This window comes from Mucilaginibacter gossypiicola (genome assembly GCF_900110105.1).
Classification (GTDB): domain Bacteria; phylum Bacteroidota; class Bacteroidia; order Sphingobacteriales; family Sphingobacteriaceae; genus Mucilaginibacter; species Mucilaginibacter gossypiicola.
The window spans coordinates 598,101-615,502 of record NZ_FOCL01000001.1 but is presented as its reverse complement, the minus strand read 5'-3'; the positions used below and the strand labels follow the sequence as shown (position 1 = coordinate 615,502).

11 protein-coding genes are annotated in these 17,402 nt (G+C 43.1%); 6 read left to right on the top strand and 5 right to left on the bottom strand.

Annotation, left to right across the window (positions count from 1 at the left end; translation table 11 throughout):
• Nucleotides 1-36 precede the first annotated feature (36 nt).
• From BMX50_RS02435 to bioB, 4 genes are all read left to right on the top strand, one after another.
• Nucleotides 37-876 (top strand): EamA family transporter, encoded by an 840-nt coding sequence (locus BMX50_RS02435; RefSeq protein ID WP_244280816.1) that lies wholly within the window; start codon nucleotides 37-39, stop codon nucleotides 874-876.
• 9 nt (nucleotides 877-885) lie between these two features.
• Nucleotides 886-1,500 (top strand): IMPACT family protein, encoded by a 615-nt coding sequence (locus tag BMX50_RS02430; RefSeq protein ID WP_091207148.1) that lies wholly within the window; start codon nucleotides 886-888, stop codon nucleotides 1,498-1,500.
• A gap of 92 nt (nucleotides 1,501-1,592) precedes the next feature.
• Complete coding sequence (gene mgtE, locus BMX50_RS02425; protein WP_091207145.1) at nucleotides 1,593-2,948, top strand: magnesium transporter; 1,356 nt, start codon at nucleotides 1,593-1,595, stop codon at nucleotides 2,946-2,948.
• 150 nt (nucleotides 2,949-3,098) lie between these two features.
• Complete coding sequence (gene bioB / locus BMX50_RS02420; protein ID WP_091207143.1) at nucleotides 3,099-4,106, top strand: biotin synthase BioB; 1,008 nt, start codon at nucleotides 3,099-3,101, stop codon at nucleotides 4,104-4,106.
• A gap of 77 nt (nucleotides 4,107-4,183) precedes the next feature.
• Here bioB and BMX50_RS02415 read toward each other — a convergent pair whose 3' ends face one another.
• The 3 genes from BMX50_RS02415 to BMX50_RS02405 form a co-directional block, all read right to left on the bottom strand.
• Nucleotides 4,184-5,695 carry an MBL fold metallo-hydrolase gene (locus BMX50_RS02415; RefSeq protein WP_091207140.1) on the bottom strand — a complete coding sequence of 504 codons (1,512 nt, stop codon included), beginning with the start codon at nucleotides 5,693-5,695 and terminating at the stop codon, nucleotides 4,184-4,186.
• 7 nt (nucleotides 5,696-5,702) lie between these two features.
• A complete protein-coding gene (locus BMX50_RS02410) occupies nucleotides 5,703-7,763 on the bottom strand; it encodes a gluzincin family metallopeptidase (protein ID WP_091207138.1) in 2,061 nt (686 codons plus the stop codon).
• A gap of 216 nt (nucleotides 7,764-7,979) precedes the next feature.
• A complete protein-coding gene (locus BMX50_RS02405) occupies nucleotides 7,980-9,173 on the bottom strand; it encodes a hypothetical protein (RefSeq protein WP_091207135.1) in 1,194 nt (397 codons plus the stop codon).
• A 376-nt stretch (nucleotides 9,174-9,549) separates the two neighbouring features.
• On the opposite strand from BMX50_RS02405, the gene BMX50_RS02400 reads away from it, so the two are divergent.
• Together BMX50_RS02400 and BMX50_RS02395 are read left to right on the top strand one after the other, a co-directional pair.
• Nucleotides 9,550-12,438, top strand: coding sequence for a T9SS type B sorting domain-containing protein (locus BMX50_RS02400; protein WP_091207132.1), 2,889 nt, complete (start codon nucleotides 9,550-9,552; stop codon nucleotides 12,436-12,438).
• 124 nt (nucleotides 12,439-12,562) lie between these two features.
• Nucleotides 12,563-14,191 carry an acyl-CoA carboxylase subunit beta gene (locus tag BMX50_RS02395; RefSeq protein ID WP_091207129.1) on the top strand — a complete coding sequence of 543 codons (1,629 nt, stop codon included), beginning with the start codon at nucleotides 12,563-12,565 and terminating at the stop codon, nucleotides 14,189-14,191.
• Between the two features lie 136 nt (nucleotides 14,192-14,327).
• On the opposite strand, the gene BMX50_RS02390 is transcribed toward BMX50_RS02395, so the two are convergent.
• Together BMX50_RS02390 and BMX50_RS02385 are read right to left on the bottom strand one after the other, a co-directional pair.
• Nucleotides 14,328-15,068 carry a hypothetical protein gene (locus tag BMX50_RS02390; protein WP_143065064.1) on the bottom strand — a complete coding sequence of 247 codons (741 nt, stop codon included), beginning with the start codon at nucleotides 15,066-15,068 and terminating at the stop codon, nucleotides 14,328-14,330.
• A 16-nt stretch (nucleotides 15,069-15,084) separates the two neighbouring features.
• The gene (locus BMX50_RS02385) at nucleotides 15,085-17,388 is read right to left on the bottom strand and encodes a family 20 glycosylhydrolase (protein ID WP_091207124.1); all 2,304 of its coding nucleotides are present in this window, start codon (nucleotides 17,386-17,388) and stop codon (nucleotides 15,085-15,087) included.
• Between the last annotated feature and the right edge of the window lie 14 nt (nucleotides 17,389-17,402).

Here is a 17,402-nt window from a genome sequence, read left to right as displayed (position 1 = left end):
CTGTTCGTTTTTTTAAGTATTTGCTGTAGTGTTATCGTGTCTATTTTGCTAAAACTGGCAAAACGTTACCATGTAGATGTTTATCAGGCCATCACCTGGAATTATTCAATGGCTATTTTGCTTACCTGGTTCTTTTTTAAACCACAATTAAGCATCATTCAGAACGGGCCTGTTTATAACTATTTGGCCTTAGGCATTTTGTTTCCAGCGGTGTTTGTAATTATGGCTACATCGGTACGCAAGGCTGGTATTGTACGAACAGATGTGGCCCAGCGGCTATCCTTGTTTATTCCAATATTAGCAGCCTTTGTTTTATTTGGCGAAGCAACAGGTGCAGTAAAAGCCATTGGCATTATACTGGCTTTCATTGCTATTATCTGTTCTGTTCCATGGCAAAAATCAATCGGTAATAAGGTGGAAAAAGGTTCATGGATTTACCTGTTAATAGTTTTCCTGGGTTTTGGTATTATTGATGTACTGCTAAAACAACTTACCAAGGTTAGCAATGTACCTTTTACTACAGCTATATTTGTTATCTTCATTATTGCCTTTGTATTAACCTTTGCTGGTTTAGTTTACCAGGTATCTACTAAAAAAACAAAATTCTCGCTACCGCAGATTGTTATAGGCTGGATCCTTGGGATAGCTAACTTTGGCAATATCCTGTTTTACCTAAAAGCGCATCAGGCATTGGCCAATAATCCATCTACAGTATTTTCATCCGTAAACATTGGTGTTATTGTGGTTGGCACGCTGGTGGGCATTTTTGTATTTAAAGAGAAACTGAGCCTGATCAATAAAATAGGTATAGCCGTAGCGTTATTGGCTATTGTTATTATTTATTTTCCGCAAACGTTAGGCTTCCTGCACTTGTAATATTTTTGAATGCTTTTTGACGATACTTATAAAACTATAGAAAATCCTGCCGAAGGTATTTTCCGCGACCGCGGCAGCAAATTCCTGGCCTATGCTTTTCCTATCAACTCTGAAAATGATATCAAGGCTATTGTCACCCAATTAAAATCCGAACATCCCAAGGCTAATCATCATTGCTGGGCCATGCGCTTAACTATCGATCGTTCGGTGTTCAGGGTTAATGATGATGGAGAACCTTCAGGTACCGCTGGGAGACCAATCTTAAATACACTTTTATCAAAAGATCTAACCAATATATTGGTTGTAGTGGTTCGGTATTTTGGCGGCACTTTATTAGGTGTGCCCGGCTTAATCAATGCTTATAAAGTTGCAACCGAAGAGGCATTAAACCAATCGGTTATCATTTCAAAAACAGTAAATGACGTTTACACGGTCTCTTTTGATTACCTGCAGATGAATGACGTAATGCGTATTATCAAAGATGAGAACCTTACAATAGTTAACCAGGTTTTTGATAATGATTGCAGTATCCAGCTTTCTATCCGTAAAATGCAGGTTGAACAGGCGCTTTTTAAATTGAGTAAAGTGAGCGGTACAAAGCTTAAGTATGACCACAGTATCTAACAGTTGAACTCCTTTACCTTACCAATCAGGGCACTGTTTTTGTGCCGATTTAATTCCTTAATTGTGGTGTAATTGTTTTAATTTAGTCGGGTATGCAATCTTTTGATTTAGATAAAACCGACCTGCTCCGCATTAAAACAGCGCTCGAAGCCGATGATGCTGAGTTAGAGACTGTTCTGAAGGAATATCACGCTTCGGAGATTGCCATACTATTTGAAAAACTTCAGCAGGAAGAAAAAGAACGGATCATCAATATTCTTCCGGCCGACGTTGCTTCGGAAGTTTTATCCGAAATGGACGAGGAACACGGCCCCGCCGAGTTACTTGTAAATCTTGACCCTGAAAAACGTACAGAGATAGTTGAGGAACTTGACTATGATGATGCTACCGATATCATATCTCAGCTTGATGAGGAAGACCAGCAAGAGATTTTAGAGGACCTGGATCATGAAGACGCCAGCAGCATCCGTGCGCTGATGACTTATGCGGAGGATACCGCCGGCGGTTTGATGAACTCTGAGATTATCAAGGTGAATATCAATCTTGATAAAAAGGATGCGTTGGACGAGATTATTCGCCAATCGGAAGAGATGGAGGAGTTTTACACCATTTGCGTGGTTGATAATGATGACATCCTGAAAGGCATCCTTTCCATCAAAACAGTTATTAAAGCCCGCGCCGATGCCCGCATCAGCGATCTGGTAACTACCGATTTTGTTTACGTAAAAGCCGAACTCGATCAGGAAGAAGTAGCACGCCTCATCAAGCAATATAACCTGACCAGTATCCCTGTTGTTGATGACAATATGAAACTGCTTGGTCGTGTTACGGTAGATGATATCATCGACGTAATGGAGGAGGAAAACACAGAGGACATTTTGAAAATCTCCGGTGTATCTGAAGACGAAGAGTTAAGCGGTAACTGGGTGGAAGCTGTCAAAAGCCGTTTACCATGGCTGGTGATCAACCTTGGTACAGCATTCCTTGCCGCATCTATTATCCGTACTTTTGATGATACCGTTGCTAAACTTTCAATTATTTCGGCTTATATGACCATTATCGCCGGTATGGGTGGCAATGCGGCCACACAGGCCCTGGCGGTAACTGTGAGGCGTATTTCGTTAAGTGACCTTTCAGACAAACAAGCGTATAACACTGTATTGAAGGAATTTTTGGTTGGTATGATCAATGGCGCCGCTAATGGGCTGATAGTTTTTATAGTGGCTTTCTTTTATGATGCAAACCCGATGCTTGGCCTTGTGCTGTTTTTGGCAATGACAGGTAACCTTATTATAGCGGGTTTAACAGGGGCATCAATTCCGCTGATATTAAAAAGGGTAGGGATTGATCCAGCTGTGGCATCATCAATCATCATTACTACATTTACTGATTGTATTGGCTTTTTATTACCATTATATCTTGCCACGAAATTGCTTTTAAAGCAGTAGAGCTAAAACTGAAGAATATTTAAAGCCTTGTTATATAGTTAGTTTCTTTTGCGGGGGTACCAAAAATGTTATATTTATAAATAATCTTTGAATATTTGCGTGTTTACAATAACTTAATAACATTGCTGGGACGAATTTAATCTGAAACTGATGACAGAAGTTAGACATAACTGGACTAAAGAAGAGATAGCCGAAATATATCATACGCCGTTGCTTGACCTTATCTACAAAGCAGCAACTATACACCGCGAAAATAAAGATTACGCAGAAGTGCAAATCAGCTCACTGATCTCAATTAAAACCGGTGGTTGTTCTGAGGATTGCGCTTATTGCCCACAGGCAGCCCGTTACAATACAGGTGTGAATGTGCATGCAATGATGCCGAAAGACGAGGTGATTGCTGCCGCCGAGAAAGCAAAAGCCGGCGGTGCTTCACGATTATGTATGGGCGCTGCCTGGCGCGAAGTACGCGATAACCGCGATTTCGACAAGGTAATTGACATGGTAAAAGCCGTTAATGAGCTTGATATGGAAGTTTGCTGCACCCTTGGCATGCTTACCGAGAGCCAGGCACAGCGTTTGGCCGATGCCGGTTTATATGCCTACAACCATAATTTGGATACATCTGAGGAAGACTATAAACGTATTATCACTACCCGTACTTACGACGAGCGCCTAAAAACGTTGGAACATGTGCGTAAAGCTAAGATCACCGTATGTAGCGGTGGCATCATAGGTTTGGGTGAAACGGTAGAAGACAGGGTATCTATGCTGAAAACACTATCAAACCTGCCTAAACATCCGGAATCCGTACCTATCAATGCCTTGGTACCTGTGGCCGGAACCCCACTGGCGGATCAGCCACGGGTTTCTGTTTGGGACATGGTGCGTATGATTGCTACTACGCGTATCATTATGCCGAAAACAGTAGTTCGCTTATCCGCAGGACGTACTGAAATGAGTACTGTTGAACAGGCTTTCTGCTTTATGGCCGGTGCTAATTCAATCTTCGCAGGCGAAAAATTGCTAACCACGCCAAATCCGTCATTTGATACTGATATGGCTATGTTTGAATTGCTTGGTTTGTCGCCGCGCAAAGCATTTAAAAATGGCCGCCCTAATGAAGTTAAAAATCAAGAAGTTGAAGTAGCGGGTTAAAAAATGTTATTAAATAATAGTAAAAGAAGCCGGGCATTTTGCTGCGGCTTCTTTTGTTTAGGAGCAATCTGTTGATGCTATTGTTGTTTCTTTCTGGCTTTAACGCTTTTTTTGCTTAAGCCGTTTACCTTGTATTCCAAATACAACTGTTTTGAGACAAAACTCTTGTTAAAATCTGTCCGTTCTTTTTCAGTCATATTGGCCCGTGCATTAAGGATAACGTTAGTAAGTGGCTGCTTTGATGCTTTATCATACGGAATTCCGTCCTCATGCATAACCATTAACCTTCCTTTAGTCCGCTTCAGCAATTCGTCTATTAGTGCCCTGTTGGGCATTGTTGACATCCAACCACTACTGATGATTTCGTAATCCAGTGTTGCCATGGCAGCAAGGTCGGGGTGGCTCATCATTTCCAATCCTAATCGTTGCGCTGTTCCGTTATGACTAAGATGATGCGCAACCTTATAAAAAACGGTACGGTTCAACAGATCCTTTGTAAAATCTTGTTGAGGCCACGAAATATTATGCCAGCTTTCCCAACTACCATATTCGGCATCACCTGGGAATAACATTACCCGGCCGCTATCTTCAAACTCAATAGCCAACGCCAGACTAAGGTTGTTCGTCATGCTGTTTACCCTTAAGGCAAGTGCTCCGGCGCTGTTCAGCCAATCGTGATCAATATTACGCCATTGATTTGCTTTATCTTCATAGCATTGGCGCTGGTCTTTGCTGTCTTTGCTCACGTATTTTGTGTCAAAGGGTAACAAATTTTTTAACTCCCGTTTGTCCTCTGCCAAAACTGCCATGGCAAATGCATCGCTATGCGCCAGTTCGTTATTATGTGCATAGCTTTCGCCGGCACCGCCACTTTCCTTTTTTACCTGCTCCCAGGCTAAAGGCGGTCCAAGCACATAAAAGCGAATCCCCTCTGCGCCCGGCAGATTACTGATAATCTCTCCGGGATGGCAATACCTGATTTCAATTTTATTACCTTCAGCAATTTGCTTTTTAACTACTTCCATACCTTTCAGCATGCCAACGTAGTCTCCGTCCTTTAACGCGAATTGCAAATCCGCAAAAGAGTTTAACGCGCCGGCAAAATATTCCCGGGCTGCCTTTAGCTCATTACCGCTTTTTTCATCTTTAAACTGGTTTACAAATTCAGGGTCTTGAAGGGCTTTGTTCATTTGGTTTGCCGCTTTCTTTAGCGCCTTTTTCTTATCGCCGAAATCCTTGAGCCACTGCTGTGCCTTACTGTCGTCGTCACTTTCTGTCCAGGCCATCCAGATATTTTTGATATTAAAGTCCTTTGTAAATAGCTCTTCACAAGCTTCAAAAACATAAACATGGTCTTTATGCTCATGAGTAACGATCAGGAGATCTATAGTATTTCCTACGTATTCTTTAAGGTCGGTAATATAGGGAACCAGCTTTTCTTCTGCCCCCTGCCACGTACCACAGTCAATCATGATCTTATATTTTTCCTTTTCCCCGGCAAATAGTTTAATAATAAAACAATCGCCGGTGCCCATGCGGTACATGCGTATATCTGCCCGGGTTACTTTTTCTGTTGATATTGTTGTCATGACAGGTTCAATGTTGGTGAAGAAATGCAAAAGGTTCTGTACTCCTGAACGCCGGGCCCGAAAATCCTTGTTGAAACCCGTTATCTGTTCCGCCATCATTATTCAGGAAATTGTACTGAGCTTTTAGCCGCTGCAGGTTTAACAGACACTTATCCTGATTGGCAAAACAATCTACATCTATAAGTGGCTTGCTAATAGCATATTTAAGTTGGAGGCTGTCCAGGTCAAAGATCAGCGTACAGCCGCCTTTGAAATCGAACGATGTTTCATCTTCAGTTTTTTGGCTTGAAGGGAGGAAAACGCCATCTCTGCAGATCAACCTGCTGGTTTGAACAATAGAAAATATTACCTGGTTAATTTGATTACCTTCCGGCCCCACCCGGTTAACAAGTCTTAGATTTTGAATCTGAAATGATGGGCCCAAGTACTTCCCTGATTGTTTGATACCCAGGTCAATGTATTCTTCTAGAAAAGCCAGCCCTGTAATTCTTGCAAATTCCTTGGATGACGAAAACTTTATGTTTAACCGGTCATGCAGTCCCTGAATTTGTGTCTCTTTGTTTTTTTCTGTCCGTCCGGCGATATATAAACGGGTGAGATCATATATTTCTTCTCTATCCGACACATATTTGATCGCATTGCCATATTCCCTTAAAAAAGTACCTATGATCAACAACAGCTGCCCGGTGTCATTTTGCGTTTTCTCCTGATCTGATTGGTCCTTAAAGCTTAATTTTTTTCCGGTTGCCTTAAAGGAGATATCAATCATCGGTTGTTGCAAACTTTCAATACTCAGGGTTTTAATTCCCTGGGGATAAATGCCGCGCCGCCTGAAAGCGTCAATAAAGGCCAGCCTATAGTCCCGGCTGTCGTCCGCAACCAGCTCAACATCTGCCGTGATGATTGCCCGCAGGTAATCGCCAAAGGTAATATCAACCGGAGGACAATAGTCCAGGGCGCGGATGCACATATTGAGTACGTGCCCGGCTGTCTTAGCAGCTTCGCCAGCCAGTCTGTTAACTAAATCCGGATGCAATTCACCTAAAGGCAAAATCCCGGTTCCGTTAGATGCGATCCTCAGCAGATCGGCGGCCCTGCTTTTATAAATATTAATGAATGCCTCAAAAACAGCTGCAACCAGAATGCTGCCACGGGCATGGGGTTCCATAATGTTTCTGTAATCATCCACGTTAGGTATTGTTGGCACCCATTTGCCAGTTGTTTCATCTATGTGTCCTAATGCATCGCGCAAGCTGCCGTATGATCCGATAGAAGACCCAAATTGTTGCGCCAATTGGCCCAAAAGGTTTTGACTGGCCAAATCACCACGTGTTTTAGCAATCTGATGTTTCAATACATCCGGGAATGTAAAATGCTGAAAAAGTGCTACAATATCTGCGAAAGCCTCATGAAAGGCCAGTACATCGGCGTTGCTTGGCTCGTTGTAATTGCGGTGCATACCGTCAAGCAATGCGTGGGTTACTTCATGGGCAACAATATCATGGCTAAGGCAGGTAAATACAAGAGAGTTTGGCATCTGCAGTGTCTCATCGGCAGGCATTGCCGAAAAGTATCCAAATAAAACGGCCTTTTTTACAGGGCTATAATAAGCGTTTGCATCTCTTAATGCGTGGGGATAAATCCGGAGTCGTTTAACATACGTTTCATAGCCTTTTCCTTCACTATAGTTTAACAGGCGCGATGCCCAAAGGATTTTTCTTCCAAGCGATTTTTCAAAATGGCGGATAGTTATCATTGCTACAGCATAAACCATTTGCTGGTGAAATTGGGGATTGCTTTCGCTCGGATCGAGGCCATCTTGCGCAAGCACATAGGCATTATCTAAATTAACAGGGGCGTAGTACTCCTTAGTTGTGGGATCATAATCAAGCACCTCCAGGTATTCACCTACGGGACCGGGCTCCACATTTTCCCAGGGGACCTTGTAAACAAGATCATTAACAGCGGAGGTATCCAATTTAAGTGATAAGCTGGGGTCGAAAGCGTATCCCCTCAGCTTCCGAAACGCCGGAAGCTTGGCAGATTGACTGGAATACAAATTGTTCATAATGCAGGTTGATTAGGTATAAGTACGAAATGATAAAGTTGAGTATTCTAAATTTTTGATTCCGGTTGTTCGGTTTTATTGTTGTATTACAACCGAATGCCTGAATATTAATATATTGTCCGCATCTGGTTGCAATGAGCTTAATACAATTGTACCGGGACCTGTTAAAAACAAATAAGTAAACCAGGAAGAAAGGTCTTTCTGGTTTACCCGTCGTTAAACAATAGTCCATGTTTTCTTTGCGTCGAGATTGGCTGCAGCGTCTTTTACTGAAAGCACGAACTCGGTTGCGGTTGCATCGGCAGGGGCGTAGTCAAAACTGATTTCGGTGGCGGTTATCGTTATAGTCGATTTATCGATAACCTGATTATTGATCGTTATAATCAAATTCTTGAGGTTCAGATTTTGACCGGGTATTTTTACATGGTTTACCCCCTTGGCGTCAATCTTCTCCGGGCTTACCTTATTCATATCTACCGTAGCAGCTTTGGCGGCCGGTTGCGGCGAAGCTGCGTTTCCCGCACCGGAGTGTGTATCTGCCGGTTTAAGAATTGCTTCAAATATTACTTTTAACTTTTGTGTTGCTATATCGGTAAATAATCCCACTAACCCGGCCGTTAGCATAATAGCCGTTAAATTGATTGGAGCACCCTGATCAGTAGTTCCTGAACCGGACGTGCCGTTTGTTGCGAAATAGATCAGCAGCGCCAGGCCTGATGCCGTAAAAGGCTTTATGATATACCAGGGATACCAGCTTCTTTGAAACCTTTTCATGCCGATATAAAATGTCAGTGACCTGCTTACATGGATCAAGTTGCCCAGGAAGCCCGCTGCAGCTACAAGTATCAGCAGAAGATTACCCAATTGAATAGTACAGATTTTTTCGCTGGATCCGGGGCACTCTTTCCTGACGCATTTTGCCGCACAAATGTGTTCCAAAGCTTCCTGCTTATCCTTTAATTTCTTCAATGCATTTTGAGTTTCTTCAATCACCTTTTTTAAAACCTCAAGGGCTTTTACCGAATCTGGATTTGTATCCTTGGCCAGGGTCTCGCTGTGCTTTTGCTGTTCTGCCAGCTTTTTTGTAAGAATGACAATCGTATCGGCTACGGTAGCTTTAGGTTTACCGTCGGCGGATTTAGTTTCGTTGCCGGCAGGTGCAATTGGCCGTACATGAAAAGGTTTGTTTAAGTATAACGCATTTTTGTTTGTAGTTGGGTCTGCAGGCCACCATGCGATGATTATAAACATCGAGATGATCATTGCAGAAACTACAAGGGCAACCACAGTAAATTGCTCTTTTGCTGAAAGCTGGGGATTATCTGGCTGACCGGCGGCATCATTTTTTAGCGCATCGTTTGGAGTAGTGCCTTCTGTTGAAGATTGGGGGTTTTGTTCTGACGTTGGCATGATAAGTTGAGGTTAAGGGTTTAAAAATCGGTTGTAATAATATATCTCCGAACTGGAGGTGGATAGAAATTATTGCATTTCTTAAACTAACTGAAAGCTAGGTAATTATATTAAAAAACAAAAGATATTTTTTGAAAAAAAATACACGCTTTTTTATACAGAAATAGCCATCTATTTCTCAAAGTCAGGCCGTACTTTAAGTAGCCTCGCACATCTCGTTACCGGTGATGACCACCGATATAATCCAGATTAAAACATATGCTGATTACGAGTTGCAACCTATTGTTAATCGATGTGCTACTTCTTAAATATATGTCGGTTTACGAGCTGCGGATTTTTATAGTATTTGATTAACTTCGCGTTGCAAAACCTTATCATGCGTCTTTCTCGTTACTTGCTGTTGTCCCTGATCGTTATTTCTGCTTATCGCGCCTGTGGGCAGGATGTAGATTTTCATTTAAATGGTACTTTCCTGAGCGGCAAAAACATCCTAAAGGTTAAGCGCGATTTTAAAGATCCCTACTTGTGGGTGCTTGCTCAAAATCATGCGGTTTACCGGATAAATAGTATCACCAAAATTATTGACGATTACAGTGGCTTTTTCAGTGCGTACCACAACCTCCAGTTTGTTGATATTGCCGGTGCAGATGCTAATACAGTATTCGTAGCAACAAATTCGAATAACATCCTGGCGCTAAAAAATGGCACAATCAAGGTTATCGGCGCAGCAAAAGGGATACCGGGTACGGTTCAATCTATCGGTTTAGATTATACCGGTAGCTACTTTAGTGATAATACCAACGGATTGGGCGGCCATCCGCTTGCTGAACATATTTTGCTTATCGGTACCGATAACGGCCGGTGCAATTATGATTATGAACAGGAAATAATGAAACCCAATCCATCGCATGTGCCCTCTCAAATCTTTGATGCGACATACCGTTCGGAACTGTTCAGTAACCTTGAATTCGGCAGTTATCCCGATGTAGTAAAGCAATATGCTGTTGTTGAGCTTACTAAGCTAACTATTTGGGGTGGCTTTCTATGGTATGGTAACAACAGTATGTACGGCGAAAAGATCAATACCGCCTATACAACTTTCGGCAATGTAATAGATGCAATGGATTACGGGTCTTTGTCCGGCTCCCTGATGAATCAGTTCTGGGGAACGGAAAAAGGCTTGTTCCAAAATTTCAGGGGCTATTCTTACTATTCTGATAATGAACATCATGCCTATTTGCCCGGTATCAATGTCAATAAAATAGCTTCAATTTATGGATTGCGGTATTTTGGTACGTCACAAAACAAGGGGCTTATTAAAGAAAATCTGTTGGTAGGTACGGATCAGGGCTTTTATTATAGTAACTCGGGTTACTTCAGCTTCAGCCTATTTAACTATTCGTTGTTTCATTATGACGCACTCGGCAACACTAAGGTCAACGATATTTGCGTGAATGCCACATCTTATTCCAGCCCCGTCTGTGAAGATGGCGTGTGGGTAGCTGCGGCTACCGGTTTGTATCTGCTCAAGCCCGATTACGGGCCTTACGTAAATCCAACGCAGCAACTTAGTAGCATACAGTTTGAAGGCCAGGCTTTTAATGTAACCCAGTTAGAAATATGCGCCAACACCACTGTTGATGCTATTGTACAAAATAGTGCATATTCTGGGAATGCAATACAATGGTATAAAGATGGGCAGGAGATACCTAACGAAAGCAATAGCAAGCTTACCATAAAAAACTCAGGCGACTATTACGTGGTATTGTATGATCCCTGTTCGCCTTTGCACCTTGAAAGCAACCATCTTAAGGTGACGCAAATAGCAGCCCCGGTATTTGCTTTTGATTATCCGGATCAATTGAATTACTGTGAAGGGTCTGTTGCCAACCTTAAAACTGATAATAAGGCAGGATATAATTATCGATGGTATAAGGATGGCGTATTAAACGGAAATACCACTGCCTCTCTTGATATCAGTGAAAATGGCAAGTATAAGGTGGAAGTGAGCGCCTGCGCGGGCAATTGGGTTTCATCAAAGGAAGTTGAGGTTAAATTTATTCCGGTTCCAAAGCCGGTACTTAAACAGGATAAGGCGGCTTATTGTGATGGAGAGCAGGCAACGATAAGCAGCCAGGTGCCAATTGACGGATCACAGATCATCAACTGGAGCCCTTATCAATACCGCTGGTACCGGGATGGCGTTTTAAACGGCGCAACCACGCCTAACCTGCAGGTTACTCAGGCCGGTAAATATAAAGTGGAAGTTCGGGGATGTTCGAACTCGTGGGTTGCCTCAGATGAGCTTACTATTGATTTTATTAACCTGGCAAAACCGATTATCGCAGCCGATAAGCCCGGTTACTGTACGGATAATATTGCCAGCCTGACTACCAATTTCACCAACGACGGTACTTATACGTTAAACTGGTTCCGTGACGGAAATTTACTGGCCGCTGAGCTAAATAAAACTAATATAACTGCCAGTCAACCCGGAAAATACAGTTTGAGCGTCAGTAGTAATATAACTGCCTGCAGCGCCCTTTCCGATCCTTATACTTTAAACTTTGATGCTGTGCCGGATATCAGCATTCAGCAGATCGTTAATACCAATCTGTGCGACGGCGAAACGGTTATACTGAAAGCCAGCTATTCAAACGGAACTGTTAAATGGCAAACTGGCGAGGCCACTGATCAGATCAGTGTTAACCATTCGGGCACATATACCGCGACGGTGAGCACTCCGGGGGGCTGCATTGCATCTCAAAGTATGCCGGTTAGCTTTTTGCCTAAACCCATATTGTCGGTTCCAGATGCCAGTTTGTGCCAATATTCAAATGAAACCATTACATTAACTGCTCCTCCGGGCTTTGTAACTTATGAGTGGAATGGCCAACCCGGCGGGCCTGATTTCAACACAGGCAGTCTGGGGACAGTTAGTTTAAGGGTTACTGACCATAATGGCTGCAGTGCCACACAAACTATTAACATTACCAGCCACTGCGATGACATTCACATCCCAAATACTTTCACCCCTAACGGCGACGGGGCCAATGATAGCTGGGTAATCACGGGCCTTACAAAGTCTGATAAGGTTAACGTTTACAACCGTAACGGTACAATGGTTTTTCAAAGCCAGGGTTACGCCGTACCCTGGAATGGGGCCTATAAGGGTAAAGCACTGCCTATAGGCGTTTATTATTATGTGATCAACACCCCTGCGTCTAAACAAGTGCATAGCGGTGCGGTGACTATTATTTACTAATGTTTGCCGCCAGCTATACTCCGCAAACTGGCAAGCGGTTTTGACTCTTTAAAACAAAACCGTTTGCGATTTCCTTTTTTAGATAGGAAATTTTCTAAATTACCTGTCCTATCTAAAACCAGTTATGAATATCGAATTCAATAAAAATGAAGATATTAATAAGCAGCTTGTTTATGAGTTAAACACCCGGCTTAACAAAGTTTACCAGGGCGGCGGAGAAAAGGCAGCCACCAAACAAAAAGAAAAGGGTAAAATGCTTGCCCGTGAACGGGTGGCTTACCTGATTGATAAGGACAAACCCTGGCTGGAAATTGGCGCTTTTGTTGCCGATGGCATGTACGCCGAACATGGCGGCTGCCCATCCGGCGGTGTTATTTGCGGTATCGGATATATTTCAGGCAGGCAGTGTGTTGTTGTTGCTAATGATGCCACTGTAAAAGCCGGGGCCTGGTTCCCGATAACAGCAAAAAAGAACCTGCGTGCCCAGGAAATAGCTATCGAAAACAAATTACCTATCATTTATCTTGTCGATTCGGCAGGGGTTTATCTGCCCTTGCAGGATGAGATTTTTCCAGACAAAGAGCATTTCGGGCGCATTTTTCGTAATAATGCTGTGATGAGCAGTATGGGCATTATCCAGATTGCAGCTATCATGGGCTCTTGTGTTGCAGGTGGGGCCTATTTGCCTATTATGAGCGATGAAGCTATGATAGTAGAAGGCACAGGCTCTGTTTTCCTGGCAGGGTCATATCTTGTAAAGTCGGCTATTGGCGAGGACGTAGATAATGAAACGCTTGGTGGTGCAACTACCCATTGCGAAATATCGGGTGTTACCGACTATAAGCAGCCCAATGATAAGGCCGCACTTGATTCCATCCGCAATATCCTGAGCATGACCGGCGACTATACCAAAGCCGGTTTCGACAGGGTTCAGCCATCAGCCCCAAAGCTCGATGAAAAGGAAATATACGGTGTACTTCCTGATAACAGGGAAAAAGCATATGATATGATGGAGATCATTCTCCGTTTACTGGATAATTCTGAATTTGAACCTTATAAAGATGGCTACGGGCAATCCATTATCTGCGGCCTTGGCCGGATTGATGGCTGGGCTGTAGGAATTGTTGCCAATCAGCGCAAAGTGATCAAATCAAAAAAAGGAGAGATGCAGTTTGGCGGCGTAATCTATTCCGATTCGGCAGATAAGGCTACACGTTTTATCATGAACTGTAATCAAAAGAAAATCCCGCTGGTTTTTTTGCAGGATGTTACCGGTTTTATGGTAGGCAGCCGGTCGGAGCAGGGGGGCATCATCAAAGACGGTGCAAAGATGGTGAATGCAGTGGCAAATTCCGTTGTGCCTAAATTTACCATTGTTGTAGGCAATAGCTATGGCGCAGGTAATTATGCCATGTGCGGTAAAGCATACGATCCACGACTGATCTATGCCTGGCCATCGGCTAAGATTGCAGTAATGGGCGGCGGACAAGCAGCTAAAACCCTGCTGCAGATACAGGAGGCGGGACTCAAAGCAAAAGGCGAAGAGATTGATGCGGTAAAAGAAGCAGAGTTATTGAAGCAGATAACGGATAAATATAATGCTCAAACAACCCCATATTATGCTGCTGCCCGGCTTTGGGTGGATGGGATCATCGATCCGCTCGAAACCCGTAAAGTAATATCAATGGGTATTGAGGCAGCCAATCATGCGCCAATTGAAAAAGTCTTTAATGTAGGGGTGATACAAACTTAGTGATTAGAGGTTGGAGATAAAAGATTAGTAAAAAACGCCATGCAGAAACTATCTCGGCATGGCGTTTTGCTTTTTCAACTTACGCTCGTTTGTAACGAGCGCTTAACCAGGGTTTGCGTTTGCAACGAAAACTAAACTATCCTCTGTGTCTCTTATGTTTTTTCTTCGACGATTTTGACGACGATGAACTTTGTATATCCGAAGATTTTTTCTCATCCGTTTTAGCAGGCTGATTGTCCGGTTGTTTTACATCGGTTGAATCTTTACTCAGTTGTTTAACTGTAAATTCATTACCTCGTAATCCATATTCCAGCTGGCGTTTTGCTCCTGAGGGTTTGGCGTCTTTGCCAGTGCCATTAAATATCGGAAACTCCCGCATCAACTTTCCTTCCTTGATATAAAAATTATCATTACCTCGATAACCTTTACGCTGTGAGCTGGTTAATTTCGGGAAGTCAAGTTTATTGGCTTTACTGTTATTGTCGTTAAACTCAAAGGCGTAGATAGATGTATAATTAGTCGTGTCTTTCGATTTCGCCTGGATCAGAATCTCAGGATTGCCATCCACATCCATATCCGAATTGTAAACGTCGATAATAGCGCCATCCAAATCGCCGGTTGTTGTAGTGTATTTTATGGCCGATGAATCTGAATGTAATATCATGAACGAACCGGCTTCTTCGGCACCACGGCCCCAGCTCAAAATATCATAGCTTTGCCCTGGCGAAACCTCTATCAGTTTATGAAACCTGAAAGGCGCCATCAACTCCGGCTTTTTAGGTGCCGTAGGAGCGGCAGGCTTTTTTGTTTCCTGCCCGCCGCATCCAGCCATTAATGCACTTATCGCAAGTGCAAAAAGGTAAAACCTGTTAGTCATATTTTTTTGGTTCAACTTAGTTGTATAACGTATCTGGTGTTAGCTCGGCTTTTGCTTTGCCAGGCGCAGTAATAAACACTTTTAACGATACAGGGCCAGTTCCCTGGTCAAAATATTTTACCGTTACCTTATGGTAGCCTTTTAACAACGGCGCAGCTCCCATTTGTTCATTCATGGAATGTTTTCCGTCATTATCAACTACCGGTTGGTCATCAATTAATAAAACCGAACCACCTGCAGATGACGTTGCAAAGCCATAAACGCCATCAGTTTCAATATTAATAAATCCTGTATAAATCACACCATATTTACCTTTATTTTTTCGCAGATCGGCTGTATTAAAGGTTTTGGTTACGCCACTATCGGCTGGCATAATGCCAAGCTGATTTGTACTGGTATAAAGGCCGGGAAAAACCTGGTATTTAAGTCCTGTTGCTGTACCTGTATAAGTAACGGCCGCCATCGGCGCTTTATTATAAACCAATGTACGGGTCACGTTGCTACGCTTACCTGAAGGAGTTATAACGATAGTCTGTAGTTCGCGGTATTGATCAGCAGGTATATCCAAATTTAATGGGGTGGTATAAATCAAATCTGTTTCGCGCGGGGTGTAACCATCAATAGTATAATACACTTTTGCTCCTTCAACAGATGGTTTCAATACGGCATTTAACTTGCTGCCTATCATTACTGTATCTTTTGCACCTATAGCTGTTGGCACGTGGTAGTCAAACCCGTTTTTATCCAGCCAAGCCAGATGACCAGGCAAGCGTGTATCAGCAAAATCAACGTAATTCTTGTTGGCTAATGGCGACCAGGCAATTTCTGACAACGCAAGCAATCTCGGCAACAGCATAAACTCTACTTTGGCATCTGTGGCTATATATTCTGTCCACAAATTGGCCTGTACACCTTTAATGTATTTTTGCTCATCTGGCGTTAATACAGCAGGAGTAGGGTTGTAACTATAAATTTTCGACAGTGGTTCGTTACCGCCAATACTTAATGGTTCCTGGCTTGGTTTTCCCTGGCCATGGTCGATGTATAAACCGTTGCTTCCCGGCGTCATGATCACATCATGTTTTTGTTGCGCTGCCGCAATTCCACCTTCTTCGCCTCGCCAGCTCATTACGGTAGCGTTAGGAGCAAGGCCACCTTCTAAAATCTCGTCCCAGCCAATGATGCTGCGGCCTTTTGAATTTAAAAACTTTTCAATACGTTGTATAAAATAGCTTTGCAATGCGTGCTCATCCTTCAGTTTTAGTTTTTTAATTAGCTGCTGGCAAAAAGGCGAGCTTTTCCATGCATCTTTGGGGGCTTCATCACCACCAATGTGGATGTACTTACTCGGGAAAAGTGCCATTACTTCTGTTAAAACATCCTGCAAAAAGGCGAAGGTTTTTTCATTAGGGCAATAAATATCGTTAAATACTCCCCAGGTTTCAGCCGGTTGATACGTTTTTGATGGATCGCAGCTTAACTCGGGATAAGCAGCAAGCGCGGCCTTAGAGTGCCCTGGCATTTCAATTTCAGGCACTATAGTAATAAACCTGTCTGATGCATACTTAACAACCTCACGAATCTGGTCTTGTGTATAAAAGCCACCGTAAGGTGTACCATCAAATTGTTGCGGCGTACGGTCATGATAACCTCCAATCAACGTTTGGGCGCGCATGCTGCTGATTTGGGTAAGCTTAGGATATTTCTTTATTTCTATACGCCAGCCCTGGTCTTCGGTAAGGTGCCAGTGAAAGGTGTTCAGTTTATAGGCAGCTAACAGGTCGATGTACTTCTTAACCATCTCTACCCCAAAAAAGTGACGTCCAACGTCAAGCATAGCGCCGCGATAACCGAAACGCGGATAATCTTCAATTTGCACAGCTGGCAATTTGATGGTAGCAGCATGTTCTGCAGGCATCAGTTGCAGCAGTGTTTGCACACCATAGAACAATCCGGCGCCCTTACCTGCAACAATAACCTGTTGCGGCGTAATGGTTAAACGGTAACCTTCGGCAGGTAAACCATCAGTACCGGCAGCGGTAAGGGTTATAACGTTACTGCTTCTGCTGCTTTTTATGGCAACCGGTTTGTTATAAGCCTGGTTTCGGGCAAGATAATCTTTTAAAAATACTACAGCTTTGTTTGAAGGAGTATCTGCCTGGACGATAGTTTCCTGGCTCAAAACAAATTGACCGGGAGCTTTTTTCAATGAAACGGGAACTGGGATAATGCCCAGGTTTGGATTCGTGTCCTGTGCGTTTACAGTGGTGGTGTACACTGCAAGCACGGCAAGCAGTACTAAAGAAGCCTTTTTATACATGATTTATCTAACAG